Below are 25,577 nucleotides of genomic sequence, written 5' to 3' on the forward strand. Positions count from 1 at the left end.
CTCCGGCGGCCCTGCCGGGCATAAGGTGAGATCAAACAAAAAAAGCCTTACGCTTTCGCATAAGGCTTTTGAAGTATTTTTTATTTAGTGGTGCCGGGGGCCGGAATTGAACCGATTGTGTTTTTAACTTAACCGCCATGCCCTATAAAAATAGCGGTCTCAGGATTTTTGGGGCCTCATACATTGTGGTTACGCTCGGTAGATCTTGACGTTGGGATTATGCTTTTTCTTTCAGAATGCTAAGAATCTCTCGTGTGCTATTGGCATTGTCAACGGTTGCCCGTATAATTTGTCCAGCTGCAACAAGAAAAAATCCGGAAACAGATAGGCCAAGGCATGGTATTATGCTAAGCATTACCCCGCTAAAAAAAGAGACAAAAGCCCCTATCCCGCCAAGCGCTGCAACAATCCAGCCTATGCCTGACATGAATTCTGAAACGTTTTGTGCCGTTTTATATTCTGGTGCAAATTTTTCTGTGGCTTGATCTGTTTTAATGGGGTTTAAGGGTTGTTTTTGAAGTATTACACCAAGTGGTTTGGATTTTCCGTTAATCTGAAGTTTTTCGTTGTCTCTAATTATTTCATATACGATGTCTGTATCTGCGTTGGTAGATATTTTTTCTTTTAATGACTCAATATTGCTTATGATTTCACCGTTAAAAGAAATAATGTAATCATCCTTGTTGATTCCCATTGCGGCGGCGTGTGATGTCTTGTCACATTCAAGGACCTTAAGTCCGAAACCTGTCATGTCTTCTTTCTCCTGATTTTCAATCTGTTTGTAATACTAAATGTGGAGGAATAATCTCAGCTTTTTGCCGTAGACAAGCATTTTTCGGATAACTATATATATCAAATGCTGAATTATCAATGATGAGAATATTAAGACGTGAGAGTGTAAATTTATCTGTGGACCTGGCTGTGGTATTAACCTCCTGGAAGGAGAATGTCACCATGGCCAAAAAGCAGGGTCGTATAAAGGCACCCTAGATGAGTTGCCCAATGTGTGGATTTATTTGAAAGGCACTAATGTTATCCCAAGCCCTAAAACACAAAATCCGCAGCATCCTGAGATGCTGCGGATCGTATTGGCATTCTTATGGTACCGGAGGTCGGAATCGAACCGACAAGGGGTCGCCCCCGGCGGATTTTGAGTCCGCTGCGTTTACCAGTTTCACCACTCCGGCACACGAAATGCTTTTTATGTAAATTTGATTCGATTGTCAATCAAAATGAGGGCAGTTTTTCAAGAATAGCGTGGATGGCGGCGGCCGGGGTCGATCCCTGTCGCAGGATTTTCGGGGGCGTGCAGGTGACGTCCACCACGGTGGAGCCGGAGCCGCCCTTTAAGGGGCCTGCATCCAGGACGAGATCGGCGCCGGTGGCGATGCGCGGGTCCAGGTCTCGGACATCGGCGATGCCTCCCTGTTTGGAGATGTTGGCGCTGGTGCCGGTGACGGGGAAGGGGACGGCCTGGGCCACGGCGCGGGCAACGGGGTGTGAGGGGACCCTTAGGCCCACCTTGCCGGTTCCTGCGGTGATGAGGTCGGGGATGGTGGGGGCGGCCTTGAAGACCAGGGTGAGTTTGCCGGGCCAGAGGTGTTTCATGAGCGCTTCGGCGGCCGGGGGGACCTCGGCGACCAGTTCCTCCACGGCCTGCCGGTCTTTGATGAGCAGGAGGATGGGGTTGGTCAGGGGGCGCTCTTTGATGGCGAAGACGTTTCGTATGGCGTCCTCGTCAAAGGCGTTGGCTGCCATGCCGTAGAGGCAGAGGGTGGGGATCACCACGCAGCCGCCTGCGGTGAGGATGTCGGCGGCCCTGGCCAGGATCTCCGGGTCGGGGCGGTCTGTCTGGACTGAAATGAAGGGTCCCATGGGAAGGTGTTCCAACGAATTAGGTGATGCTGTGGGGCAGACGGTCGGATAAAAGGCCTCCGGCAGGTGCCGGAGGCCTTTTTGATCGACTTATCCGAACTTGAGCTTCTGCTTGAGTCTTTCGGACTTGGCTTCCACTTCGGCGGCCAGGTCTTTTTTGTATTCGGCCATGAGGTCGGCCATGACCGGATCGCCGATGGAGAGGATCTGGACGGCGAGGATGCCTGCGTTTTTGGCGCCGGGCTTGCCGATGGCCACGGTGGCCACGGGCACGCCGGGAGGCATCTGCACGGTAGAAAGGAGGGCGTCCATGCCGTTGAGGGCCGAGGAGTCCACGGGCACCCCGATGACGGGCAGGGTGGTGTGGGCGGCCATGACGCCTGCCAAGTGGGCGGCGTGACCGGCGGCGGCGATGATCACCTCCAGGCCGTTTTCACGGGCCTTGATGGCGAATTCTGCGGCCACAAAGGGGGTGCGATGGGCCGAGGCCACCATGAACTCGTAGGGCACGCCGAATTTCCGGAGGATCTCGGTGGCGCCCTTCATGGTCTCGTAGTCGGAGTCGCTGCCCATGATGATGCCCACACGGGGCTTGGTGGCCAGGTGGCCGATGGCGCGGCCGCCGATGTCCGTGCGGTGGAAGGCCTTGGTCCAGGAGATCTTGTCCACGGCCTTGTAAGCTTTGTTGATGGCTCGCTTGACGTCGCTGCCCAGGGCGGTGACGCCCAGGACCCTGCCGCCGGAGGTGACCACCTTGTTGCCGCGAAGGGCCGTCCCTGCGTGGAACACTTCCAGGTCCCTGGCGGAGGAGGCCTCTTCCAGGCCCTTGATGACGTTGCCCTTGCGGTAGGCACCGGGGTAACCGCCGGAGGCCATGACCACGCAGACAGCGGCGCGTTCATCGATGTCGATGGTGTGCTGGTCCAGGGTTCCGTCGGTGGTGGCCATCATGAGGTCGATGATGTCGTTTTGTACGCGCATCATCAGGGGCTGGCACTCGGGGTCGCCGAACCGGGCGTTGAACTCCAGCACCTTGATGCGGTCGCGGTCGATCATGAGGCCTGCGTAGAGCACGCCTTTAAAGGGGATGCCCTCCTTGGCCATGCCTTCCACGGTGGGGATCATCACCTCTTTCATGATCTTGTCGTGCATGAATTTGTCGATGATGGGGGCCGGGGAGTAAGCGCCCATGCCGCCGGTGTTGAGGCCCTTGTCGCCGTCAAAGGCGCGCTTGTGGTCCTGGGAGGTGGGCAGGGGCAGGACGGTCTTGCCGTCGGTGAAGGCGAGGAAAGAGACCTCTTCGCCCTCCAGGCGCTCTTCGATGACCACGCGGGCACCGGCCTCGCCAAAGGCCTTGTCCTGCATGATCTCTTTAAGGGCGGCCTCGGCCTCCTTGGGGGTGGAGCAGACGATGACGCCCTTGCCTGCGGCCAGGCCGTCGGCCTTAACCACAACGTTGCCGTTGAACTCGGCCATGTACTTGGCGGCGGGCTCATAAGAGGTGAAGCTGCGCCCGGTAGCTGTGGGCACGCCGTAGCGGTTCATGATTTTCTTGGAGAAGGCCTTGCTAGCTTCAAGCTGAGCGGCTTTTTTTGAAGCGCCGAATACCTTCAGGCCTTTTTTCTCAAAGATGTCCACGATGCCCTCGGCAAGGGGGGCTTCAGGACCCACAACGGTAAAGTCGATTTCGTTATCCTGGGCAAAGGACAGGAGCCCGGAGATATCGTCCGCTGCAATGTCGACGCAGGTCGCCAGGTCGGCGATGCCCGCATTGCCAGGTGCACAGAACACCTCGTCCACCTTTGCGCTCTGGGTGATCTTCCAGACCAGGGAGTGCTCTCGGCCTCCACTGCCTACAACCAGTACCTTCATGTCCATATCCTCTCATGTCTCAGGTTAAATAAACGACAATGCGTTCCCTAAAATGAATTGGGCGTTGTTACGGCTGTCCGTTCTTAGACTCCAGGGCCAGCTCGATGAGCCGGTCCAGGAGGGCGGAAAAGGAGAGACCGGCGACCTTGGCTGCCCGGGGCAGCAGGCTGGTGCGGGTCATCCCCGGGATGGTGTTGGTCTCCAGGAGAAAGATGTCCTCTCCTCTGATCATCATGTCGGTGCGGCTGTACCCCTTCAGGTGAAGGGCGCGGTGCGCACGCTCGGCAAGGTCCATGACACGGGCGGTGAGGGCGTCGCTGATGCGGGCCGGGCAGATCTCCGTGGTGGCACCGGGGGTGTATTTGGCCTCGTAGTCGAAATAGGGGCTGTCTCCTTCGGGAATGATCTCGATGACGGGCAGGGCCTTGGGATCGTCGTTGCCGAGGACGCCGCAGGTGACCTCGGGTCCGTCAATGAAGGCCTCCACGACCACGGTGTCGTCGTAGGCAAGGCTCTTGGCGACGGCTCCGGCCAGCTCATTGGCCTCAGAGACCCGGAACATGCCGAGGCTGGAGCCTCCGCAGGCAGGCTTGACGAAGAGGGGCAGGCCGAGCTTTGTCACGGTGGCTGCCGCGTCAAAGGGCTCGCCCTTGCGGACCTGGATGGCCTCGGGTGTGGGAAGCCCCGCGTCGAGGTAAAGCTTTTTGGAGAGCTCCTTGTTCATGGCAATGGCGCTGCCCAGAACGCCTGAACCCTGGTAGGGGATCTTCAAGAGGTCGAGGAGGCCCTGGATGGTGCCGTCTTCCCCGGGGGAGCCGTGGAGGAGGATGAGGGCGACGTCCAGGGTTCCTGCGTCACGCACAAGGGCGTCAAGGCCGTCCTTGGGGTCGTACTCATGGATGGTGTATCGGTCCTGGTCCAAGGCGGCCAGGGCCTCTTTTCCGCTGACAAGGGAGACGTCCCGTTCGGGGGATGTGCCTCCGTAGATCACTGCAAGGTTCAACTTCTTCATGGTGTATCTGTCCTGAAAGGGGCCCGTGGCCCCGTTAACCGTTCTGTTTTCTGTTGAGTCTGTTGAGCACGCCCTCTTGATAGGCTTCCGGGATATCGAAGATGGCCGGGGAGCGGCCGTCGCGGAGGAGTTTTGCCTTGAGCAGCCGGAGACGCTTCATGGCACGGTAGGTTTCCGAGAGGTCGTCGCTCTCCCGGAGCAGGTCCTCCGTGCGCCTGATCTCCACATGGTCTTCAAGTTCCCGCGGAACACAGCCCGCGTTTTTGAGGATCTTGTGCGCAAGGCGCAGGTCTTCGGGGACCCGGCTGTCATCTTCCATTTCCAGGGGCTTTCCGAGGCCGGGAAGATTATCGAGTTTGCCGTCTTCCTGGGCCTTTAGAATTTTCTCTTCAATGATGCGGTTAAAACCGATACGCATGAGTGACTGAAATCCTGAAAATAGTGATCATCACGCCCTAATGGTGGTAAAAGCGGATTGTTCAACAATGTCAGTGGGTAAGGTTAAAATCGCCTGGGTCGTGTGCCCCCACACTAATAAAGGTTGGGGCTGATTTCAAGAAAGAAGTGGGAAATAGCTGTAAACCGGGGGGATTCGCTGGGCGCATCAAGCCGTGGGATGGGCCGTTTCGCGCCGGGGCCACCGGTGGTGGGCAGGGTGAAGGGGCGGGTACAAAAAAAGCCGGAGAGTTTGAGGGAAACTCACCGGCTTCTTTATAATTATGGTAGCGATGCACGGAATTGAACCGCGGACACTGCGGATATGAGCCGCATGCTCTAACCAACTGAGCTACATCGCCATATTTTTCTAAAAAAAGAAGCCGGAGAGTTTGAGGGGAAACTAACCGGCTTCTCTATAAATGGTAGCGATGCACGGAATTGAACCGCGGACACTGCGGATATGAGCCGCATGCTCTAACCAACTGAGCTACATCGCCATATTTTTAATTTAGCACTCGATGCGGATGGTGTCCATCCCGCGTCGAGACAAAAAGCTTTTAATCTATTTTGGAGCAAATGGTCAAGGGGTTTTTGATAAAAAAGTGGAAAAAAAGCCGCAGGGCTTGGCTCTTCGGCATTTTTGGCTGACCAGAAGCTGGAAATCATACGGAAATCGTCGAGGGTCTCATGATGGCCTGTGGCGGCAAGCCGTGTTGCCTAAAACGGTCCGTGGGTGCAAGCGGTGCCGGCCGGGGGTGGTGGTGTCCTTGTCTATGTTCACGGGAGGGGGAGCTTTTTTTGTGGGGCAAGGTGATGGGGCTATCGGCACGGATCTGTGATGGCAGGAGGCGCTTCCCCTTGCAGGTGGACTCGGCTTTGATTATGTCTCGTGGGTTTTTTTGCCGTTTATTATGGAAGGGCCTATGTATGGGGGGGGGGGGGGATGGGAGGCGTGAAGGGTATATGGATGAGATTTGGCCGTGTGAGGCTGCGTGGGGCGCGTTTGTGCGGTTTCCAAATAAAAAAAGGCCGCCCGAAACGGGCGGCCTTTTTATTATCGGCTCTGCAACGGATTCCCCTTAAAAGGGGGCTCCATTAAAACTCGGGCTCGATGTATTCAGGAACGTTGACGTCCTGAAGCTCGGGGCCGAGGTAGGTTCTCTCGTTGGGGGCAAGAACGCCCAGGGAGAGGCAGATCAGGGTCCAGAGGTGAACCACGTGGTAGTGCGCGCCGTAGTGCTCGCTCAGCTCATGGATCTGGGCGTGGCAGTTGTGGCAGGCAGCGATGCAGTATGTGGCACCGGTTTTCTGGATCTGAGCATCTTTGATCTTGCCGTAGGCGAGGCGCTCATCCTTGTAGCCGGACTGGAGGAAGCCACCGCCGCCGCCGCAGCAGAAGTTGTTGCTCTTGTTGGGGTACATGTCGATGAAGTTTTCTTTACCGACCACGGACTCAACGACAAAGCGCAGGTTGTCCGCCGTTTCATCCCCATAGGACTTACGGATGATCTGGCAGGGATCCTGGACGGTGAACTTGATGCCAAGTTCTTTGTTCCAGTCGGAGTTGACGGGAAGCTTGCCCTCACGGATCCACTGGGCGTAAAGGTTGTAGATGCTTTCGACTTCGAAGTTGTGCTCGATGTTGAATTTTTTCAGTCCTGCCAGGACTGAGAAGGTAACGTGCCCTCATTCGGTGTTGAGGAACGTCTTGCACCCCAATTCATTACACTTCTGTGCGCTTGTGCTGGTGAGTTTGTTCCAGCTCTCGTCATCGGAGAGGAACATGCAGTAGTTCTCACCGGCCCAGCCCTTGCTGCCGTAGGTCCAGTCGGCGCCGACGATGTTGAGGATTTTCCAGAGGGGAACCATCTCCTCGGGCTCGGTCATGGGCTCACGGGAGTTCTGGTTGAGGAAGAACTCGGCGCCCTGCTTGTCGATGGGGGCCTGGAGGTCTTTCTCTTCCCACATGGGCTGGGACTCTTTGACTTCGTCGATGACGTCTTCGCAGACGAACTCGAAGTCTTCCTGGGAACAGCCCATGGCGCTGCAGGTGTCGTTGGCTACGGCCATGTCACAGGAGCCGAGGATACCCTTGGGTCGCTCTTCTCTCGGGGTGAGCTTGCGCGCGTTGTACACCAGTTGGGGGATGTTGATCTCCATGGGGCAGATACGCTCGCAGCGCTGGCACATGCTGCACATCCAAACCCAGTCGTGTTTCGCGATCTCTTCGTCCATGCCCAGGGCCGCCATGCGCAGGAACTTTCGGGGGTCCATGTCGGCCAGTCCGGTTGCCGGACAGCCCGAGGCACAGAGCCCGCAGGTCAGACAGGCGTTGAGGTTCCCACCTTCGGGCAGGATCTCCATCACCTTGTCTTTGAAGGCACTTCTGGTGCCTCCGCCGATTTTGATTGCCTCAGCCATACTTACATTATCCTCCGTGTCATTTTTCCCGCCCCAAGCCACTGGTCGTTTCTACCGTCGATTATGGCAGGAAAGGATGATGTGCTCCCACAACACAAAAGAGCAAATCAGTCATTATATGAATGGTATAATCCGTGAAAACCTTATGCTCACAACTATTCCAAGAAAAAATTTATACCATAGTGTCCTTTTCAGGACAATAGTGTTTCTACTCTTAAAGATGAAAGCGTGTCAATAAGAATAAACAAAACATATCGAGTAAATACCCACACCCGGCAGGGAGCGGCGATACGTTTTCGGCACACCTCTTTCGCGGGGGAACGGTGTCTGTATGTTGCATGATTTCAAAGGGGAAGAGGGGATCTTCGGGACGGGGAACTGCGAGCGGGGCGGTTCGATGGGCGGGGCTTCTCCGATCAACGCCGGGGTGGCGATGGGAAGGAGGGGTTGCTGAAAAGCCTTTCAGGCCGGGGGGATGCGCAGAGTGGGATGGGGTGTTTAGGGGAGGGGGCTTTTGATGGTAGTCATCACTATTATTGATGGTAATTCCGTCCGTTGGGGCTTTGCTCTTTTTCGGGGTCAAATCCCGGTGCTCCCGCCCTGCGAAGGCCTGCCGAAAGGGCCCAGCCAAGGGCGATACCCGAGGCGTTGGCCACCATGTCCAAAAGGGAAAAACTCCGCCAGGGAAGGAATGCCTGGGCACCTTCGATGCAGATCCCGTAGGTCATGAGCAGGGCGGCGTGACGCCAGGTGAGCCGCCGGAGCGGCGTGGCGGCACACGTCAGCAGGGCCAGGTAGATATAGGCCCCGGCGTGCTGGGCTTTGTCCCAGATGTTCACGGCCAGGCTCCCCTGGACCGGCACCAGCGACAAGACGGTGATGGCGGCAATGGAAAGGACAAGGACGATGCGGGATGTGCGGGTATAAATGGATACGGGCATGGCGTTGCCGGCCCTGTACGGGCCGGCTCCTGTGGTCGGCTAGTCGGTAACGAAAAGGGCCAGGGACTCGATGACCTCTTTGTCTTCGGCTTCCATGATGTCGAGGATCTGCTTGTGGTTCCTCGCTTTGTGGATCTTGAAGATACCGCGCTTCTTGGTGAAGGTGGCGGCAAAGGCCAGGGCGTCTTCCATGAGGGCCTCGGGGTTCTCACTGGCTTTGACGAGCATCTTGCGCTCGGCGAGCTCGGGTGCACCGGCCCGGCGACCCGTGAGGTAGAGGTCGTTGAAGTGGTCGAAGGCAAAGGCCTTTTTCACGAAGGCGAGCATGCCCGGGAGGAAGGGGATGCCGAGGTCCACCTCGGGGAAGCAGAAATAGCCACGGTCGGCCCGCATGAAGCGGAAGTCACAGGCGCAGGAGAGGATGGCTCCGTTGCCGAAGGCGTGGCCGTTGATGGCGGCGATGGTGGGGACCGGCAGGGTCAGAAGCTTGGTGAATACATCGTTCATGCCGTACATGAAGCCCTTGATGTCATCGAGCTTTCCGTCGGCAAAGGCGCCTCCCATCCACTGGACGTCCACCCCTTGAGAAAAGGATTTCGGGTCCGTGGAGGTAAGGATGATGGCCGTGACCTCCTCATCGGCGATGGCCTCGTCGAGGCAGCGGTTCAGTTCCTGGGCAAAAACCAGGTTCTGGGTGTTGGCGCCGTTGTCCATCCAGACAACGGCGGTGCGGTCCTTTTTCTCCCATTTTACAACAGACATGATAACCCCCGTTAAGCATTGTAGGTCCATCGAAAACAACCGGTTCATTGGGCGCCGGAGCCGTCGGCTCAGACCCGAGGGCCCTGGCCGGAAGAGGTCGGAGGCTCTGTGATATCGGGTTTTTTGTGTGCGCATCAATGATTGCGGGATAAAACATATTTTATTATCTGATAATGGAAATGATGGAAAAAAGAAAGGGGGAAAGTTGATTTGTGTGCGAAATAAGGTGTGGGCGGCGGGGGAAGGTCTCTGTGCTTGGGTTTCTAACTTATTGATCGATAAATCAAATCATTGAAGCACAGATCTGTTTGGGTGTTCTTTTTGCTTTTATAGTTTGTGCGCTTTGTAAAATCAGGGAGGAAAAGGGGAACATGTTCTTTCACAAGGATGCCAGAGGTAGATATGCACTGTCGCGCAGGGGCAAGGGCTCTTCTGTCTGTGCGAGTCTAAATGGTTCGTAATCAAGGGTTTATCATTGATTGAGTCTGTGTTGACACCGTAAGAATATTCCTATAGATACGTTAGTATTCAGCTCGACTTACCGGGAGCTCCGTCACCGACGCAATACCATGGATGCCCATGCCTGCGGGTGATGCTGCGTCTCATCATGATCTGATGAACCCGTAGACCCTGTACGGTGATTTCAGACCCTGGGACCATGGCCACCCCACCTGTGTTCGCTTAGATGCCGCTGCTCGGCAAGCGGCCTGGGTGGGCACGAATGGCGTTGGCCTCCCCGAAGTCCCCAATTTCTAAAGAAACGAGGTAGTCATGATTATCGGCCTGGATGTGGGGGGAACCCACACGGATGTTGTGCTTATCGGGAAGGAGGGGCTGATTCGGCAGACCAAGGTGCCCACCGACCCCGAGAACCTTTTTGAATCCATCCTTTCCGGCCTGGAGAGCGTGATCCGGGACACCGACACCGCATCGGTGGAACGCATCGTGCTCAGCACCACCCTGACCACCAACGCCGTGGTGACTGGAAAACTCGAAACGGTGGGTATGGTGGTGGCGGGGGGGCCGGGCCTCGACCCCATGCTGTTCCGTTGCTGTGAGGAGTACCATACCGTTGCCGGGTCTGTGGATCATCGCGGGCGGGTGGTGGAGGGGCTGGACCGTGACGCGGTGGAGGCCCTTGCCGATGCCTTCCTTGCCAAAGGGATCCGAACGGTCGGGGTGGTGGGGAAATTTTCCACCCGCAACCCCGGCCACGAGCAGCGCATGGAAGAGATCCTCATGAAAAAAGGGATCGAGCGTGTCTTCACCGGCCACACCGTCTCCGGGCAACTTAACTTTCCTCGCAGGATTCACACCACCTTTTTAAACGCATCGGTCTACGCCATTCACCGGCGCTTCTACGAGTCCGTCCGGGACAGCCTCAAGGAAAAGGGCATCGACATTCCCATCTATATCCTCAAAGCCGACGGCGGCACCATGGAGATGGAAACCTCCATGATTCATCCCGGCGAGTCGGTGATGTCCGGGCCTTCGGCAAGCGTCATGGGATCCATTCCCTGGGCCTCGGATTCGGTGGACACTTTGGTTCTGGATGTGGGGGGGACCACCACGGACATCGCCATCCTGGTCAAGCGCGCTCCGGTACTGGAGCCCCTGGGCATCACCGTAGGACCCTGGCGCACCCTGATCCGTTCCCTGAAGAGCACCTCCGTGGGCCTGGGCGGCGACAGTCAGGTCCGTGTGGACAACGGGGCCGTGATCATCGGACCCCAGCGCCTTGGGCCTGCCATGGCCTTCGGCGGTCCGGAGCCAACCCCCACGGACGCCATGGTGGTCCTCGACCCCGACGGCACCCAAGGGGACCCTGCCCTGGCCGAGGAGGGGATGCGCCGCGTGGGAGAGGCTTTGGGTCTTTCCCCTGAGGATGCGGCCCGCAAGGTCATGGAGACCATGGGGCGCACCATTCTGGATCATGCCCGCAAGGCCGTGGCCGAGATCAACGCCAAGCCGGTCTACACCATCCACGAGATGATGGAAGGGTACCGGGTGGCCCCGGAGGAGATCCTTCTTCTCGGCGGCCCGGCCAAGGCCCTCTCCGGATACCTTGCAGACTGTACGGACAAGGCCGTGCGGCCCGTTCCGCGCTGGGGCGTCGCCAACGCTATCGGGGCGGCTCTTGCCCGCACCACCTGCGAGGTGACTCTGTTTGCCGATACGGAAAAAGGGGTGATCCTCATCCCCGAAGAGAACTACTCCAAAACCATGGACCATCACTACACCCTGGATGATGCCGAAGAGACGGCCAGGAATTTCCTGGTGGAAAAGGCGCGCCAGGCAGGCAGCCGTACGGCAAGCCCGGAGACCGAGATCGTGGAGAGCATTGCCTTCAACATCGTACATGCGCGCCACGGGCAAGAACATTCGGGTGCGGGCCCAGGTGAAGCCGGGGCTCATTGATGGGTACGATATAGCCGGTGGTGAGTAGCAAGGACTGAGGATGCAGGATGGCGTCGTTACGAGCCGTCCATATATTATAAGGACACGCATGATGATCAAAGCGGACAGAAAAACAGGGTTGGTCTTTTTTCCTGCCTTTGACTGGGCCATCGATCCCACCCACCCGGAGCGGGAGGAGCGGCTCTACCCAGGACCAGGTGTTTGAAGAGGGGCTGTTTGATATCGAGGGCATCACCGAGTTCAAGCCCGACCTGGTGACCCATGAGGACATCCGGCGGGTGCACTTCTGCGCTCCGGATATCGAGAGCGTCACCACCGAATCTCACCTCATCAGCGCAGGGGGAGCGGTGACCGTGGCCAAGGCCGTCATGGAAGGGGCCGTGGAAAAAGGCTTTGCCCTGGTGCGTCCCCCCGGGCACCATGCCATGCGGGTGGTCCACGGCAACCGGGGCTTTTGCAACATCAACATCGAAGCCATCATGATCGAGTACCTGAGGGCCAAGCACGGGGTGCGGCGCGTGGCCGTTGTGGATACGGACTGCCACCACGGCGACGGCAGCCAGGACATCTTCTGGCACGACCCGGACACCCTGTTTATATCCATTCATCAGGACGGGCGGACCCTCTATCCGGGCTCCGGTTTCATCGAAGAGCTGGGCGGGCCCAACGCCCTGGGTACCACGGTGAACATTCCCCTGCCGCCCCTTACCTCGGACGAAGGGTACCTCTGGACCGTTGAAAACGTGGTCATGCCCATCCTCGAGGATTTCAAGCCTGAGATCATCATCAACTCCGCAGGCCAGGACAACCACTTCTCCGATCCCCTCACCAACATGAACTTTTCGGCCCGGGGCTACGCCGACCTCACCGACATGCTGAGCCCGGATATCGCCGTTCTGGAAGGGGGCTACTCCATCGAAGGGGCTCTCCCGTATGTCAACACCGGGATCATCCTGGCCCTTGCAGGCCTTGACTACACCGGCATCAAAGAGCCGGGTTTCGATGCCGCCCGCATTGCCCAGCCCCCCGACGTCACCCGGCAGGTGCGCCAGATCGGTCAGGCCGTCCTCTCCACCTGGCGCCAGAGAGAGGCCCTGCAGGCCAAGCTCGTGGGCAACCACAAGACCGTGAGCCGTCGCCGCAACATCATGTACGACACAGACATGATCTATGAAATGCAGATTGATGAGATCACCGTGTGCAGGGAGTGCAAAGGCGCCCTCAAGGTGGACTCCTCCTCGGACACCGGCCACCACCTCTTCGGCGTTCACATCCCCAACGGGGTGTGCCCCGCCTGCCGTGCCAAGGCAGAACAGTGGTTCGAAGAGTCCAAAAACGGCCCCTACACCCTCCGCACCATGCAGGACCTCGATAGCCAGACATTCTACGACGAGCCCCGGGAGGCATAGGTCTTGGAGCGCCGCACCGCCGTGCCCGATGGGCACGGCACCACCTTTGCCCATCCTACATGTTCACAAAACCTCTCCACCGGTCACAGGGCGTTACCTCGTAGGATGGGCAAAGCGAAGCGTGCCCATCGTCGGGTCGAAATCCCAACGGTGCCGTTAATGCATATCCCACCGGGACGTGGTAACCTTATATCGGTATACGTGGAGTTCCCTCACCGGCTTCTGGGTATGCTCGGTTTATGCCGTGCCCGATGGGCACGGCACCACCTTTGCCCATCCTACCTGTTCACAAAACCTCTCCACCGGTCGCAGGCGTCACCTCGTAGGATGGGCAAAGCGGAGCGTGCCCATCGTGTGGTCGAAATCCCAACGGTGCCGTTAATGCATATCCCACCGGGACGTGAGAACCCCATATCGGTAAACGTGGAGTCCCCTCACCGGTTCCTGGGTATACCAGGGGCATGCCGTGCCCCATGGGCACGACACCACCTCTGCCCACCCTACATGTTTACAAAACCTCTCCACCGGTCGCAGGGCGTCACTTCGTAGGATGGGCAAAGCGAAGCGTGCCCATCGTGTGGTCGAAATCCCAGCGGTGTCGTTAATGCATATCCCATCGGGACGTGAGAGAACCCCATATCGGTATACGTGGAATCACCTCTCCGGTTGCCGGGTGTGCCAGGAGCATGCCGTGCCCGATGGTCACGGCACCACCTTTGCCCATCCTACATGGTTACAAAACCTCTCCACCGGTCGAAGGGCGTCATTCCGGATCCCTGATTCCCATCATCATGCCGCCTTGGGCCGCGCCCTGGCCCTTATGTTGTACCCGGTGCTGTCCAGGGTGTGGGTGACCTGGTCCAGCACCCACATGCCGTCAATGCCCGGCCCGATCTCTCGCAGGTCCAGGGGCGTTCCGGCCATGAGGTCGAACCGGCCGGAGCACTCCAGGGAGAGGGTGGTCTCCTGCTGCGGGCCTGTGCGGTGGGCGGTCAGGGCCCTGGTGTAGGCGGCCTCGGAGGTTGGGGCAGGCACGGTGAGCACTCGCTGGGGATGCCCGGCACCCACCAGGGCGTGTCCCTTGGCCCCTCGATGCGTGTCCTGCCAGAAGGCCAGGGTGGAGCGATAGACCTTTCTGGCCACCTGCCTCATGGACCATCGGGTGAGGTTCTCTGCCGTGAGTCGCACTGGAGGGATGGCCGTCCCCGAGGCCGTGGCTCCTTTTCCCCTGGGCAGGAAAAGAAGGCGCCCAGCGGCTGCTTTGGTCATGGCTCCGTATTGTTCTGCCAGGCGGCTGAGAAGGTGGAGATCGCTTTCGTTTTGGTCCAGATGCTCAAGATTGATTTTATCGAGGCTGCTGTGGATCTGGGGGCTGAGGCCGTGCTCCATGGCCAGGGTACGGACCAGGTCCCCCAGGCTGATTCCGTGCCAGGACCGCTCCTTGATCTCCTTGATGCTCTCGGTCATGTCAGCTGCGTTGCCCACAATGGTGAGGGTCTCGGCGGGGCCCTCCACCCGGAGTTCGTCGGCGGTGAAGCTGCCCATGGACGCCATGCCGCTTTCCGCATAGCCCAGCCACACCTCGATGCGGGCCCCCGTGTAAGGAAGAACCACCCGGTTGCCCCGGTTATCCAGTTCCAGAACGAGGGTGTCGGACCTCAGCCCGGCCTCGTCCAGAACGGCCAGGGAGATGAGCCGGTCCTTGACGGTGTCGGTGATGTCCTTGCCGTTGGCTTCAATTCTGTAGTCCGGTGTCATATCACTCCCACAATCTGATGGGGGCCTCGGTGACGGGCCCGGTGATGGTCGGAAGGGTTACGGTGAGCCCGGCAGGGAGCCTCGGGCCCCAGGCGGCAAGGCCGGGGTTGGCTTCAAGGGTCTCTTCCACCGTGCCGCAGGTGGTGCCGTAGAAGCGGTACACCACTTCGTCGAGCATGTCGTTGTCCTTGGTCTGGTAATGGGTCATTTGTCGTCTCCATAGGCGGACAGGGTCATGCGAAAGGTCTGTTTTCGCGGGATGCCGTTGGGCAGAAAAAAGGTCTGGGTCTCTTCGATGCTTTCAATGCACCAGCGTCCTCGGGTGTTGCCAAATCCGTCGGCCAGGTGCAGGGGTTTCCCTTTTTTTGCCTCTTTTCGCATGGCGTCAAGCTGGCCCAGGCCTCCTTTGTAGGTGGGGTAGATGGTGCCGGACAGCTCGATGGTCTCCTTGCCCATGCCCGTGAATTTCAGGGCCGGTCGTCGTCCGCTTCGGCTCTTCTCGGTCCAGGTGTAGGGGGTAGTGCGCCGGAGTTCCTGATAGGCCGCCGTGTCCACGGCAAACTTGTAGCCACCCAGGGCCATCATCAGGTGCTCTTTGACGCGCTGCTCTTCTTTTTCCTCTTTGGTCAGGTTCTTAGTCATAAAGCCTCCGTGCCTGTTCGCGTTTCAGGTGGCGCAGGACCTCCCGGGCCAGTTCCCGTGTGGATTGCCCTTCGGCGCCGTAGACATAGATGTTGATGGGGCCGCCGCCGGCAGAGTCCCGTTTTTTTTTTTTTTTCCTGGTGGCCTGTGCCTTTTTGTCTTGGACTGCAGGTTTATTTTTGCGTTTGCTTCCCTTGGGCTTCTGAACTGTTTTGGGCTTGGGCGCCGTGCTCCCCGGTTTCGGGGTACTGCCGACGCGTGCTCCGCCGGTGCTCTTGGCAAGGGCCGTGCCCGGTTTGGTCTTTTTCGAAGCCTTAGTGCTTTTTTTGTCTTTGGGAGATGCCTCTTTCTCCTTGGGCTCCTCGTTCTCGGATTTCTTTTTTCGGGAAAAAAGCCCTGAGAATGTTTTCCAGACAGCACCGATGACCTTGAAGGTGGGCATGAGCCAGCCCAGGGCGCCTTTGACTAACCCCATAATGCCCCCAAAGAGCCCTTTGAAGAACGCTCCCAGGGGTTTCCAGAACTTAATGATGAGCACCGCTGCCATGGCGATCCCGGCGATGGCAAGGCCGATGGGGTTGGCCATGAAAGCTGCGGACAGGGCGCGGATGCCTCCGGCCATCATGGGGATCACACGGCCTGCAAAGCCGATGAAGGTGCCCCCCAGGGCCTTGACCCCCGAGCCCATGGAGAGGAGCTTGGTGGCAACGCCCCCGATGGGGCCGCCCATGCCGGACATTGTGGTGAGACCCGTCTTCACCATGTCCAGCCCTTGTTTGGTGTTTCCCCAGATGGTCTTGGCGGTTTCGGCTTTTTCCTGAACGGCGTCGATGCCGCTGCCCACGTTGGAGAGCACCGATTGCAGGGGTTCAAATTGGGCAGGGAGGCCGAGGTCCATGTGTGCCATCTGGCCAACGCGGCCGAGGGTGGTTTCAAAGGCGGCCGTTGCTTTTTTGGCGCTTTGGAAGAGGTCGCCGGGTGTTTTTTGGGTTTTCCCACCGGCCTTGTCCGAAGCGTTTTTTTCACCCTTTTTCGATCCGCCAAGTCCCTGTTTCAGGCCAGCCCACAAGTTTTTCGCTGCGTCCACACCCTCTTTGGCGCTGTCCCAGGCTTCCTGGGCACTTGCCGCTTTCTCCTGAAGGGATTCCAACCCCTCGCTGAAATCGGTGACAACCGTGGTGAGGGGGGCAAGGCTTGCCGGAAGGGTGATGTCACCGGTGTCCAGTCCCTTGGAGGATTGCCCGAGCGACTGGAAGGATGAAGCAGCCGTCCCGATGCCCTGGAACACGGACCCAGGCGCGCCGGATTGGTTTTCCGTATTTTCAGCATCCTCTCCGTCCTTGGCGGGCTTTTTACCAAAGCCCTGCTTCAGGGATGCCCATGCGTTTTTTGCCGCATCCACGCCTTCTTTGGCGCTGTTCCAGGCCTCCTGTGCGGTGGCTGCTTTGTCTTGGAGGGATTCCAGGCCTTCACCGAAATCAGTGACCACGGTGGTAAGGGGGGCAAGGCTTGCTGGAAGGGTGATGTCACCGGTGTCCAGTCCCTTGAGAGTACCCAGGGCGGACTGGAAGGATGAAGCCGCCGTCCCGATGCCCTGGAACACGGACCCAGGCGCGCCGGATTGGTTTTCCGTATTATCAGCATCCTCTCCGTCCTTGGCGGGCTTTTTACCAAAGCCCTGCTTCAGGGACGTCCATGCGTTTTTGGCCGCATCCACGCCTTCTTTGGCGCTGTTCCAGGCCTCCTGTGCGGTGGCTGCTTTGTCTTGGAGGGATTCCAGGCCTTCACCGAAATCGGTGACCACGGTGGTCAGGGGGGCAAGGCTCGTCGGAAGGGTGAGCTCTCCTGAGCCCAACCCCTGGATGGAGCCCAGGGCTGATTGAAAGGAACCTGCCGTGGCTTGAATGCCTTGAAGGATGCTTCCGTCAGGAGCTTCCCCGGAGTCTCCCAAGTCCTCTTGCAGGGATGCCAGAGCGTTTTGCGCCGCGTCCATGCCTTCGTTTGCGCTGTCCCAGGCTTCAACCGCCGTGTCTGCGCTCTCCGTGATGTCCGTAAACGCCGATCCCAGTTTGGAGGCCGCCGCTGTGACCCGTTCAAGGGCTGTGCCGGGCCTGGCTGGACCGTCTGCGTCACCGGCCTCTTTTTTTGCCTTCCCCGGTTTTTTCTGCCGTTTTTTTTTAGCGGCTTTTCCAGGTGCCTTTGTGTCTGCTTTGGTCTGGTTGTCTTTGGGATTTCCCTTGAGGGCCTTAACGGCCGCGAAAGCCGAGCCTACACCGCCCTTGGCTTTTTCCCAGGCTTCCTGTGCCAGTTCTCCGGTCTTTTGAAGGGGAGCCACCGCCTTGCCCAGGTCCGTGATGATGGGTGCCAGGGAGCTTAAGGCATCGCTCACGGGCGTTTTGGGTTGTTTGGGAGTGGCCGTAAGGGCGGCACCCGGCATGTTTTTTTTTGCCTTTCCGGTGGCGCCTTGCGTACTGGAAAGGCCAAGGGAGAACCCCTTAAGGCTTTGCCCAACGCGGCTGATCTGATCAATCACGGCTTCACCTGCGGCCACCATGGCCTGTGCGGCCGAGGTGCCCGTGGGGAGCGTGAGCGTGTCTGTGGATTCCATCTGTTTTTCCTCAGTAAGCAGGGCAGGCCCAGGATCACGAATGCTCCGGGGTTCGTTCCTCACCCCTGCACATTCGCTGACGGCCTGCGCCCATGCCCAACAGTAAAGTTTATGTCGGTTTCTTTGGTTAGCCCGGAGATCGCTTCGAGTTATATGAACCCGGCGGTTAGACGCATGACTGTCGTGTAACGATTTCACGTTGGCCTGTGTTGGGTATTCAGTTGCCGGGTTAACATGCTTTTGGCGAAGCCCGATCCGAAGGCCGTTGCGTTTTGGCCCGAGGAACGAGGGACAAAGCGCAACGGCAACCCGCTTTCGAGGTGGCTCACCTCGCCGCCGGAGGCTGTTGTAAGCCCAGTCGTTATTCCAGGGCTTCCCTCAGGGCCTGGTGCCATGCCAGGAGCTCTTCGCCGTCGAGTTCCAGAAGCTCGCCCAACCCCCAGCCTGTGTGGGTGGCGATGTCGAGGGTGAGGGCTCTGGCTGCCGACGGACTTAGGACAAAAAATCCTGGTAGGTTTTCTGGAGCTCGGCGTAGTCCGCCATGTCCAGCTCCTGAATGAGGTCCGGGGTGACTTCACAGAGGTTGGCAAAGACGTGGATTTCGCGCTCGGCGTCGCTTTTGCCTTTTTTTTCTCCAATGAGCATGTCCCGCACCTTGGGACGTCTCATGGAAAGGGCCGTGGTTTCGATGCCGTTGAGGGTCACGGGGAATGTGAGGGTGAGGGTGGTGGTGTTCATGGGTGTCTCCTTATAAAAAAATAGAGTCGATTCAATCGTGTGTTTATTGAGGCCGACGCAGGTTTGAGAGATGTCCTCCGGCGGCCATCGGCTTTTCAGGATTCATAAAAGGCCCGTGGTGAGCCAAGGTAGTTGGAGCGCCGCACTCCTGTGCGGCTTTTTTTGGGTGCGGCGCTCCTTAAACGAATACATGGGCGCTGCCGTTCAGGGTATGCCGGTTTCACCAGCACAGCCGACACCATATGTAAAACCTGTTTGGCAAACCCGATTTTTATAAATCAGGCAAAAGGTTGGCCCCCGGCAAGGTCGCCGGAGGCGTTTAACATTATTTACTTAAATCCCAACGCCTGGCGCTGTTCGAGGAGCTGGTCCACGCCGTTGATTTTGCGGACCATGTTCTCCACGTCGAGTTCGATGAGGACTGTGCCCGCGATGGTGAGTTTGTAGTAGCGAAGGGCCACGGAGGCTTTGAGGGAGGTATCGTCCCCGGCTTTCCAGGAGCCTGCGTCCAGCTCTTTGAAGCCGCCCTGGAGGTTGATGATGATCTCATCAGTACTTTCATCGTTCTGGCGAGCGCCACGGAGGGTAAGGCTCACGGCTTTTCCGTTCACCAGGCCGAATTTTTTGTAGATCGCTTCGCTGTACTCGCCAAAGGTGAGGGTGGCTTCGAGCTTTTCCATGCCCATGTCCACCTCAACAGGGGCGTCCATGCCGCCGGCGCGGAGCTCTTCGGTTTTGAGGGTGAGCTTGGCGAATCAGTCGGTAATCTTTCCTGCGTAGCCGAGATCCGTCCACAAAGGCGGTGAAATTTTTCAATTTTTTAGGCAACATAAGGTGTCTCCTTGTTTGGGTAAGGCTCTCCCGGCCCCGTTTTGCGGGGATGTTGGGATGGGCCTGTGTGAGTTGGGGTTATGACCCGATCTGATTCAGGCAGAGTCGGGTGATGGATGATTGCGCGGTTATGTCACCACCGGTGATGTTCCGCGGGCGAAGCCCGTCAGCGAATGTGACGTCCCTGAGGAATCCGCCTTCGTCCATGGCAAGGTATTGTTACCTGCTCAACGTCAATGGGCTACGGCGCGACAAGCGAAGGGACGGAGCATTCGCGAACCTGGGGTCCAGGGGATATATCCCCTGGCTATGAGGCAGAAAGGACCTGGTTCACCAGCTCGGTGTAGTGCCCGTTGTCCCTGTGGGCCCGGAAGGTAAGGTGCTCCAGGGGTGCAGGGGGTTCGATGTCGAAGTCGAGGTAAAGCTTGCCCGCCATGAGCTGTTCCTGGCTGTTGAGCTCGGGGTCGAGCCAGCAGGAGCCGCCCAGGATGGCGCCCACGGCTTTGAGGTGCCGGAGATAGGAGCCCACGCTCTCCTGGATGTCCAGAACGAGGTTGGCGCTCATGGGGCGGTCCATGGCCCAGAGGAAGGCTTCTTCAATGCTCTCGTAGATCATGTCCGCGGTGCGGCGTACGGAGAGGAAGGCCCACATGGGGTCGGTGGCTGTGGTGCGGTTGCCCCAGAGGCGGTAGCCGTTTTTCTGGACGATGGTGGCCACGCACTTCTCATTGAGGCGGTTGGCCTCGGAGGCGGGGTCGCTCATGTGAAAGGCCACGGGCCGCGCCGTGCCCACAATGCCGTTGACGGGCTGGTTGGAGGGGCTCCACCAGAAGCCTTTTTCCGCGTCCCGCTTGGCGATCATGCCCGCAACCCGGGCTGAAGCGGGCTGCACCGCATTGGCCTTGGTGGCGGGGTCCCACACCTTGACGCCGGGATCCACCACAAACACGCGATCGCTGCCCAGGGTCTCCCGGTAGGCGATGGCATCGGTGGCGTTTGTGTTGGGGCCGTCGGCAATGACCACGGCCCGCATTTTTTCGGCCAGGCCCTGGAGCTCTGCCACCACGGGGTTGGCATCATCTCCGGTGTGGGTGCCGGTAAAACCGGGGGCGCAGAGGAGGCGGGGGCTTACCTTGACAACGCTTTCCGCGGCCAGGAATGCATGGACCCCGGTGCCGGTGGATGCATCGCCCAGGATATTGGTGAGGGTGGCTGCGTCATCGGCGCCTTCGTCCACACGTACCACCACCACCATGGCACCGGCCTGGTCAAAGATGGCGTCCAGGGCCGCCTTGAGGGTGCCCTTGTCCCCCAGGGGCGCTGCCGCCCTGGGCGTGCCGGGGATCGGGCGTGGCAGGAAAAGGGCATTGTCGGCGTCGGGTGCCGTGCCAATGAGGCCGATGACCGCGCTCTTGACAGTGCGGATGGGCCGGGTGCCGTCGTCGATTTCAATGGTTTCGATGCCGTGCAGGAATGTTTCGCTCATAATGCTTGTCTCCTTGTGTGTTGATATCTCTAATGGGGGCCGGTAACCCGGCGGTTAACCTTTATTGGTTGCATCGTATGGGGTCGGCCTGGGGGGCTGCTCCGGCCAGGGTACCTCACCCTCGGGCCAGGGAAATCCGGGCTGGTCCGGCAGGGCGCACAGGGCCTCTGCCCAGGCATGCCAGGCGTCCCGCTGTTGGGTGTAGTAAGCCAAGGCATCTGGGACTTCCCGGTTGTTGTCTATCCAGCGTGTGAGTTGTTGGATGGCGGGGCTGTATGCCTCTGAAATCTTGGTGTCGCGTTCCTGGCGTCTTGACTCGGCTACCATGGGTATGTCGACAATCCAGGCGGTTCCGTCGTGGATTTGGTGGAAATGCGATGAAGGGGGCGTTGTTAATACCCCGGGAGGCAAGAGCTCACCAATGTTTTTGATGGTGTTGTGGGTGCCATCTTTTTTCCAAAAAGAGACTCCTCGAAAATCTTTTTTAATTACCCATGTCCCGTTTTGAAGGACATTTACTTCATTTTTTTGGGTGGTCAGGGGTTGAATCATTGTTGAGGTTTTTGGGTTGAAGAGGTATTTGTCATTCGGGTTGTGTGTTTCAGGGTTATACATGGGGTTTTTGTTTGGTCGAGTTTCATTCCCTTGCATGTATTCGCCTGTTTCTGGATGAGCGTTATATAACGTAGACATTAGTAGAAAATACCTCCCCATTTAACTCTGTTGATAGGTCTTGATTCGCCTCTTCCATCATGCATTGTGTTGACATGCACAGAATCATTTTCAGCATAAGCTACGTTATTAACAACTGTTCGACGTCTCCAAATTTGGTCTGTGTCACAAAAACAGCCTTCACTTCCTAACTGTGGAGTTGCTGACATCTCTGTTGGTAAACCATGGATATGAGACTTATTTATACTATATTGTATTGTCCCAACATGGTCCCCAATAGCACCATCACCGCGATCACGGCGTTGCTCAATATCAGGGTCAATATTTGCGCCATGGTCCCAGAAGCGTGGGAATAGGCCGCGGTCATCCGGTAAATTGAAATGGTCTGAGTCTGCGAAACCATATATGGTTCCTATTTTTTTAAATAATTCAGGATAGTCAGACCGGAGCAACGAAGCGCCGTTACGCTCAAGCAACCGACGAGAGTCCATTTCTTCGATGCTAGGCACGTAGGAGAGCATAATTTCATCTCCTGCTTCATAGCCTCTTAACTCACCACACCCCACTTGGTCTGGTGTGTGGGTGTGTGGTGAGGGGGGAAACACTGTCGGCTTGTTTTTGATATTCCCCCACGTCCTTACCGATTCCCACCACGCTTTAAGCCGTTCAGGCACAACCATCTTTATCGCATCTTCGCCAGCATCCACCTCCTCCTGGGAGGCAATGGCTGCCGTGCCTCGATTGTCTTCCGTGGCCTGTGCTGTTTTTTCGGCAAGATCCTGCCGGATATCTCGGTGTGATTCCCCATGCTCGTTGTGAACCGCGATTTTTCGGTCCACGTCTCCGTTGCTAGCCACCACTAGAGGGTCCACGGTGAGGCTGACGCTGTCGGCGTTTTCAAAATGGACGGGAATGCGGATGACCATGTCCCGAACAGAGCCGTCTGCTGCCACTGGTTTTGGGGTGTCGGGAAAGTTGCCGACGATGCAGAGGGCGCCGGTTTCGTCCTTGAGGCCTACCTCACGGACGGTGAAGGGGCCCGCGTCCGAGGGCACGGCAAACTCGTAGACAAAGGTATTCGCGTCTGTACGGCTTTGGGTGATGCTGGAGATGGGGCCTTCCCATACAGGGCTTTTAAGGTCGGTCATTCCCTTGGTGGGGATCACGGGGGTGCCGCCACCGTCTCCCACCACCGCCGTGGGCATGGTGAATTTTTTATCCTGAGCAACCGATGCGCCGATCTGTTGCAGGCCAGCGTCGGTCCACAGGGTGTAGAAATCTGACATGATGCTCCTTTATCTGACGTCGTCCCCCAAGCCGATGCGGCCCAAGGGATAGATTGTGGTGACGATGCCCGAGGCCGTGGCAGCCGAAAACAGAGGCTTTTGTGTCAGGCCCTCGGGGATCAGTGAAATGGTTCCTAATTGGCTCCGCGCGTTTTTGGCACGGTTGGCAAGGGCAGACACCTCATCGTAGGTGGCGGTGTCCACGGCGTATCCGGCGGGTACCTTCACCACGAGGTCAAAGGTGCCGGGGGTACTCTCCTCGGAGTTCTTTTCCCACCACTCCTCCACCTCCACCCGGAAGCCCAAAGCAGAAAGGGCGTCTTCCACGGCACGTCGGGTTCCCTTGGTGCGGTGGAGGGCCGGGCTGTTTTGGATGACCCGTCGCTTCTGGTCCTTGGTCCAGGCAGGGTCCCAGGTGTCCACGGACAGGGCCCAGGCCAACCAGGGCAAGGTTTCCTTTAAGCACGTGGCCGGGTCCCAGAGGTGGGCCGTGGGCACGGGCAGGCTCTCCAGCCGGGCAGCAAGCACTGCGTCCAGGGCCCGTTCCAGCCGGGTGCTGTTGGGAGGCAGGATGCTCATGCGATTACCTCCAGGTTCGTGCAGTAGGCGGCCTGGTGGGCGAGGGCAGGAATGTCCGCTGTGGGGCTCGTCAAGGTGACCTTGCGTACCCCGGGCTGGTGGAGGGCGGCATAGATACCCGAGAGGGTGATGCCGTCTCCCAGCCGGTGGTGGGATTGCACGTAGTTTTTCACTGCATCCCGGGCTGCGTCCGTTGCCACCTGGGTGTCCGGTCCGTCGTAAAAGGCTAGCGTGGCATGGATGGCGTAGGGCAAAATGGTTGCTTTTTTTACGGTGACCTCGTCGGTCAAGGGCCGCACGTCGCCGTCGGCAAGGGCCGTTTCCACCGCTTGAACCACTGCGTCAGATGGGGTGCCGTCTCCCTCTCGGCCCAGGACGGTCACCTCCACCTTGCAGGGGCCGGGGTTGGTGACGGACGCGTCCCGGCATCCGGGCACCTTTAGGGCAGTGTAGAGATAGGCGCCTTCGGGCCCGGCCACGGAAAAACTCTCCGGGGCCATCTGGAGGCGCCGACGGAACTCGTCGTCGCTCTCCAGGACAGGGGGCACCGGGGGGACGGCATTGGGATCCCCGGGGTGGATCACCTTGCGAACAGCCGGGGTGAGGGCGGCCAGGTTGTCAAGATCGCTGCCCACGGCATAGGCGAGCATCACGGCCCTGGCGCTGTCGTTGATGCGCTGGCGGAGCAGAAGCTCTCTGTAGGCTCCGGCTTCCAGAAGTTTCACCACGGGGTCGGACTCCAGGTCCAGCAGGGGGGCGTCTTCCGCACCGGTCCAGTGGTCTCGAAACGTGGCTTTCCACTGGTCCAAAATGGTTTCATAGCTCAGCTTCTCGACAACGTCGGGGGCCGGGAGCCGGGTCAGGTCAATGGTCGGCAGGGCATGGCTCATTGGACTATCACTCCTTCCATGAGGATCTCCTTGCCCAGGGGAAGGTAGTCTCCCCGAAGGCTGAGGGTGAGTTGGCCCGGCCCTGCGGAGACGGACTCCACACGGGTCAGGCGAAAACGGGTTTCCCAGGTGGCCAGGGCTTCGGCCACGGCGGCGAAAATTTCCACATTGAGCCCCGGTGTCATGGGGGCGTGCATGAGCTCCGGGAGCCGGGAGCCGTAGTCCCGCCTCATGACGCGGGAGCCCAGGGGCGTTGAGAGGATGTCGCCGATGCTCTGTTTCAAGTGGTCGTAACCGGAGAGTCGGGCGCCGGTTTCAGCGTCCATCCCCACGGCAGGGGTCGTATCAGACATGGTTTCTCCTTTTTAATTGCCTCCGGCGGCCCTGCCGGGGGCCAAACTTTTGAAAAGTTTGACAAACAGGCTTCGTTTCTGGTGCACACAGCAACCTTGCATTGCCCATCTTATTTTCGAAAAGTTTTTGCGGAGCTTTTTTTAAAGCGACCCGCCGGAGGCAGTGCGGTTAAATCTGACAGCCAACGGGCTACGTTAATGAGTCTTGGTCTTTCAAAGCTTGCGGGACAGCTCGTACAAACCACCAGCTTATGTATCGGGTGAAGCCCAAGTCGAAGGCGTTTGCGTATTTTCCTGAGGGACGAAGGAAAATGCGCAAGCGCAACCCGCTTTCGAGGTGGCTCACCTCGCCGCCGGAGGCTTGCCCTTATGAGATGTTTCCGGTGTGCTCGCCGTCCGGGGCACCGGAGGTGGTGGTGACCACGGCGTGGGCGGTGATTTCGTCGATGATGCCCTGGCACAGGGCTTCCAGGCTTTTTTGGGCAAAGGCCTGGGCCTGTGCCGGGTCGGACGCCTGCACCGGCTCCAGGGCTCCTTGTCGGGTTCGGATGGCGTCTGCCATGCCTTTGGCTGTCATGGCCATGTG

22 protein-coding genes, 3 tRNA genes and 1 pseudogene are annotated in these 25,577 nt (G+C 58.4%); 2 read left to right on the forward strand and 24 right to left on the reverse strand.

Annotated elements, in window-relative coordinates; genetic code table 11:
- Positions 1-217: 217 nt before the first annotated feature.
- The 11 genes from ACOYW2_RS02925 to ACOYW2_RS02975 all read right to left on the reverse strand — a co-directional run bounded on the left by ACOYW2_RS02925 (position 218) and on the right by ACOYW2_RS02975 (position 9,321).
- Positions 218-751, reverse strand: coding sequence for a hypothetical protein (locus ACOYW2_RS02925; RefSeq protein ID WP_482769338.1), 534 nt, complete (start codon positions 749-751; stop codon positions 218-220).
- Between the two features lie 349 nt (positions 752-1,100).
- A tRNA-Leu gene (locus ACOYW2_RS02930) sits at positions 1,101-1,187 on the reverse strand.
- A 40-nt stretch (positions 1,188-1,227) separates the two neighbouring features.
- A complete protein-coding gene (locus tag ACOYW2_RS02935; protein WP_482769339.1) occupies positions 1,228-1,875 on the reverse strand; it encodes an L-threonylcarbamoyladenylate synthase in 648 nt (215 codons plus the stop codon).
- Between the two features lie 90 nt (positions 1,876-1,965).
- Positions 1,966-3,747, reverse strand: a complete 1,782-nt coding sequence (gene purD / locus ACOYW2_RS02940; protein ID WP_482415163.1) for a phosphoribosylamine--glycine ligase — start codon at positions 3,745-3,747, stop codon at positions 1,966-1,968.
- A 67-nt stretch (positions 3,748-3,814) separates the two neighbouring features.
- Entirely contained in the window at positions 3,815-4,759 is a 945-nt protein-coding gene (locus tag ACOYW2_RS02945) for a D-alanine--D-alanine ligase family protein (protein ID WP_482769340.1), read from the reverse strand.
- A gap of 34 nt (positions 4,760-4,793) precedes the next feature.
- The gene (locus tag ACOYW2_RS02950; RefSeq protein ID WP_482421633.1) at positions 4,794-5,177 is read right to left on the reverse strand and encodes a DnaJ family domain-containing protein; all 384 of its coding nucleotides are present in this window, start codon (positions 5,175-5,177) and stop codon (positions 4,794-4,796) included.
- Positions 5,178-5,479: 302 nt separating this feature from the next.
- Positions 5,480-5,556 (reverse strand) — tRNA-Met (locus ACOYW2_RS02955).
- Positions 5,557-5,617: 61 nt separating this feature from the next.
- Positions 5,618-5,694: transfer RNA gene (locus ACOYW2_RS02960), tRNA-Met, on the reverse strand.
- 598 nt (positions 5,695-6,292) lie between these two features.
- Positions 6,293-7,618: a (Fe-S)-binding protein gene (locus ACOYW2_RS02965; protein WP_482769341.1), complete on the reverse strand. Its 1,326-nt coding sequence runs from the start codon at positions 7,616-7,618 to the stop codon at positions 6,293-6,295.
- Between the two features lie 533 nt (positions 7,619-8,151).
- Entirely contained in the window at positions 8,152-8,559 is a 408-nt protein-coding gene (locus tag ACOYW2_RS02970; RefSeq protein ID WP_482769342.1) for a VanZ family protein, read from the reverse strand.
- A 39-nt stretch (positions 8,560-8,598) separates the two neighbouring features.
- On the reverse strand, positions 8,599-9,321 hold the full coding sequence (locus ACOYW2_RS02975; RefSeq protein ID WP_482769343.1) for an enoyl-CoA hydratase/isomerase family protein: 723 nt from the start codon (positions 9,319-9,321) through the stop codon (positions 8,599-8,601).
- Positions 9,322-10,092: 771 nt separating this feature from the next.
- Between ACOYW2_RS02975 and ACOYW2_RS02980 the strand changes: the two genes are divergently transcribed.
- A complete protein-coding gene (locus tag ACOYW2_RS02980; protein ID WP_482769344.1) occupies positions 10,093-11,739 on the forward strand; it encodes a hydantoinase/oxoprolinase family protein in 1,647 nt (548 codons plus the stop codon).
- 197 nt (positions 11,740-11,936) lie between these two features.
- Positions 11,937-13,148, forward strand: coding sequence for a histone deacetylase family protein (locus tag ACOYW2_RS02985; RefSeq protein ID WP_482769345.1), 1,212 nt, complete (start codon positions 11,937-11,939; stop codon positions 13,146-13,148).
- Positions 13,149-13,937: 789 nt separating this feature from the next.
- Here ACOYW2_RS02985 and ACOYW2_RS02990 read toward each other — a convergent pair.
- From ACOYW2_RS02990 to ACOYW2_RS03050, 13 genes and pseudogenes are all read right to left on the reverse strand, one after another.
- The gene (locus ACOYW2_RS02990) at positions 13,938-14,906 is read right to left on the reverse strand and encodes a phage late control D family protein (RefSeq protein ID WP_482769346.1); all 969 of its coding nucleotides are present in this window, start codon (positions 14,904-14,906) and stop codon (positions 13,938-13,940) included.
- Between the two features lies 1 nt (position 14,907).
- Positions 14,908-15,114 (reverse strand): tail protein X, encoded by a 207-nt coding sequence (locus ACOYW2_RS02995; RefSeq protein WP_482415172.1) that lies wholly within the window; start codon positions 15,112-15,114, stop codon positions 14,908-14,910.
- On the reverse strand, positions 15,111-15,548 hold the full coding sequence (locus ACOYW2_RS03000; RefSeq protein WP_180136730.1) for a phage tail protein: 438 nt from the start codon (positions 15,546-15,548) through the stop codon (positions 15,111-15,113). Before ACOYW2_RS03000 ends, ACOYW2_RS02995 begins: the two co-directional genes overlap by 4 nt.
- Positions 15,541-18,156 carry a phage tail family protein gene (locus tag ACOYW2_RS03005; RefSeq protein WP_482769347.1) on the reverse strand — a complete coding sequence of 872 codons (2,616 nt, stop codon included), beginning with the start codon at positions 18,154-18,156 and terminating at the stop codon, positions 15,541-15,543. The genes ACOYW2_RS03000 and ACOYW2_RS03005 overlap by 8 nt, the downstream gene beginning before the upstream one ends.
- 492 nt (positions 18,157-18,648) lie before the next feature.
- Positions 18,649-18,894: a phage tail assembly protein gene (locus tag ACOYW2_RS03010; protein WP_180136728.1), complete on the reverse strand. Its 246-nt coding sequence runs from the start codon at positions 18,892-18,894 to the stop codon at positions 18,649-18,651.
- Positions 18,895-19,223: 329 nt separating this feature from the next.
- Positions 19,224-19,631: pseudogene (locus tag ACOYW2_RS03015) on the reverse strand (phage major tail tube protein); the annotation flags it as partial.
- Positions 19,632-20,032: 401 nt separating this feature from the next.
- Positions 20,033-21,211 carry a phage tail sheath subtilisin-like domain-containing protein gene (locus ACOYW2_RS03020; protein WP_482769348.1) on the reverse strand — a complete coding sequence of 393 codons (1,179 nt, stop codon included), beginning with the start codon at positions 21,209-21,211 and terminating at the stop codon, positions 20,033-20,035.
- Positions 21,212-21,265: 54 nt separating this feature from the next.
- Positions 21,266-21,904, reverse strand: coding sequence for a tail fiber assembly protein (locus tag ACOYW2_RS03025; RefSeq protein WP_482769349.1), 639 nt, complete (start codon positions 21,902-21,904; stop codon positions 21,266-21,268).
- A complete protein-coding gene (locus ACOYW2_RS03030; RefSeq protein ID WP_482769350.1) occupies positions 21,904-23,169 on the reverse strand; it encodes a phage tail-collar fiber domain-containing protein in 1,266 nt (421 codons plus the stop codon). Before ACOYW2_RS03030 ends, ACOYW2_RS03025 begins: the two co-directional genes overlap by 1 nt.
- A gap of 9 nt (positions 23,170-23,178) precedes the next feature.
- On the reverse strand, positions 23,179-23,748 hold the full coding sequence (locus tag ACOYW2_RS03035; RefSeq protein WP_482769351.1) for a phage tail protein I: 570 nt from the start codon (positions 23,746-23,748) through the stop codon (positions 23,179-23,181).
- Positions 23,745-24,638, reverse strand: a complete 894-nt coding sequence (locus ACOYW2_RS03040; RefSeq protein WP_482769352.1) for a baseplate assembly protein — start codon at positions 24,636-24,638, stop codon at positions 23,745-23,747. Before ACOYW2_RS03040 ends, ACOYW2_RS03035 begins: the two co-directional genes overlap by 4 nt.
- Positions 24,635-24,991: a GPW/gp25 family protein gene (locus ACOYW2_RS03045; protein ID WP_482415181.1), complete on the reverse strand. Its 357-nt coding sequence runs from the start codon at positions 24,989-24,991 to the stop codon at positions 24,635-24,637. Before ACOYW2_RS03045 ends, ACOYW2_RS03040 begins: the two co-directional genes overlap by 4 nt.
- Before the next feature lie 367 nt (positions 24,992-25,358).
- Positions 25,359-25,574 carry a hypothetical protein gene (locus ACOYW2_RS03050; RefSeq protein WP_482769353.1) on the reverse strand — a complete coding sequence of 72 codons (216 nt, stop codon included), beginning with the start codon at positions 25,572-25,574 and terminating at the stop codon, positions 25,359-25,361.
- Between the last annotated feature and the right edge of the window lie 3 nt (positions 25,575-25,577).

It is taken from the genome of Desulfoluna sp. CLI2B, assembly GCF_056847375.1.

Bases quoted from the DNA above. Each gene is read 5' to 3' on its own strand.
- ACOYW2_RS02925 (WP_482769338.1), bottom strand. From the start codon at position 751: ATGACAGGTTTCGGACTTAAGGTCCTTGAATGTGACAAGACATCACAC.
- ACOYW2_RS02935 (WP_482769339.1), bottom strand. From the start codon at position 1,875: ATGGGACCCTTCATTTCAGTCCAGACAGACCGCCCCGACCCGGAGATC.
- purD (WP_482415163.1), bottom strand. From the start codon at position 3,747: ATGAAGGTACTGGTTGTAGGCAGTGGAGGCCGAGAGCACTCCCTGGTC.
- ACOYW2_RS02945 (WP_482769340.1), bottom strand. From the start codon at position 4,759: ATGAAGAAGTTGAACCTTGCAGTGATCTACGGAGGCACATCCCCCGAA.
- ACOYW2_RS02950 (WP_482421633.1), bottom strand. From the start codon at position 5,177: ATGCGTATCGGTTTTAACCGCATCATTGAAGAGAAAATTCTAAAGGCC.
- ACOYW2_RS02970 (WP_482769342.1), bottom strand. From the start codon at position 8,559: ATGCCCGTATCCATTTATACCCGCACATCCCGCATCGTCCTTGTCCTT.
- ACOYW2_RS02975 (WP_482769343.1), bottom strand. From the start codon at position 9,321: ATGTCTGTTGTAAAATGGGAGAAAAAGGACCGCACCGCCGTTGTCTGG.
- ACOYW2_RS02980 (WP_482769344.1), top strand. From the start codon at position 10,093: ATGATTATCGGCCTGGATGTGGGGGGAACCCACACGGATGTTGTGCTT.
- ACOYW2_RS02990 (WP_482769346.1), bottom strand. From the start codon at position 14,906: ATGACACCGGACTACAGAATTGAAGCCAACGGCAAGGACATCACCGAC.
- ACOYW2_RS02995 (WP_482415172.1), bottom strand. From the start codon at position 15,114: ATGACCCATTACCAGACCAAGGACAACGACATGCTCGACGAAGTGGTG.
- ACOYW2_RS03000 (WP_180136730.1), bottom strand. From the start codon at position 15,548: ATGACTAAGAACCTGACCAAAGAGGAAAAAGAAGAGCAGCGCGTCAAA.
- ACOYW2_RS03005 (WP_482769347.1), bottom strand. From the start codon at position 18,156: ATGGAATCCACAGACACGCTCACGCTCCCCACGGGCACCTCGGCCGCA.
- ACOYW2_RS03010 (WP_180136728.1), bottom strand. From the start codon at position 18,894: ATGAACACCACCACCCTCACCCTCACATTCCCCGTGACCCTCAACGGC.
- ACOYW2_RS03020 (WP_482769348.1), bottom strand. From the start codon at position 21,211: ATGAGCGAAACATTCCTGCACGGCATCGAAACCATTGAAATCGACGAC.
- ACOYW2_RS03025 (WP_482769349.1), bottom strand. From the start codon at position 21,904: ATGTCTACGTTATATAACGCTCATCCAGAAACAGGCGAATACATGCAA.
- ACOYW2_RS03030 (WP_482769350.1), bottom strand. From the start codon at position 23,169: ATGTCAGATTTCTACACCCTGTGGACCGACGCTGGCCTGCAACAGATC.
- ACOYW2_RS03035 (WP_482769351.1), bottom strand. From the start codon at position 23,748: ATGAGCATCCTGCCTCCCAACAGCACCCGGCTGGAACGGGCCCTGGAC.
- ACOYW2_RS03040 (WP_482769352.1), bottom strand. From the start codon at position 24,638: ATGAGCCATGCCCTGCCGACCATTGACCTGACCCGGCTCCCGGCCCCC.
- ACOYW2_RS03045 (WP_482415181.1), bottom strand. From the start codon at position 24,991: ATGTCTGATACGACCCCTGCCGTGGGGATGGACGCTGAAACCGGCGCC.
- ACOYW2_RS03050 (WP_482769353.1), bottom strand. From the start codon at position 25,574: ATGGCCATGACAGCCAAAGGCATGGCAGACGCCATCCGAACCCGACAA.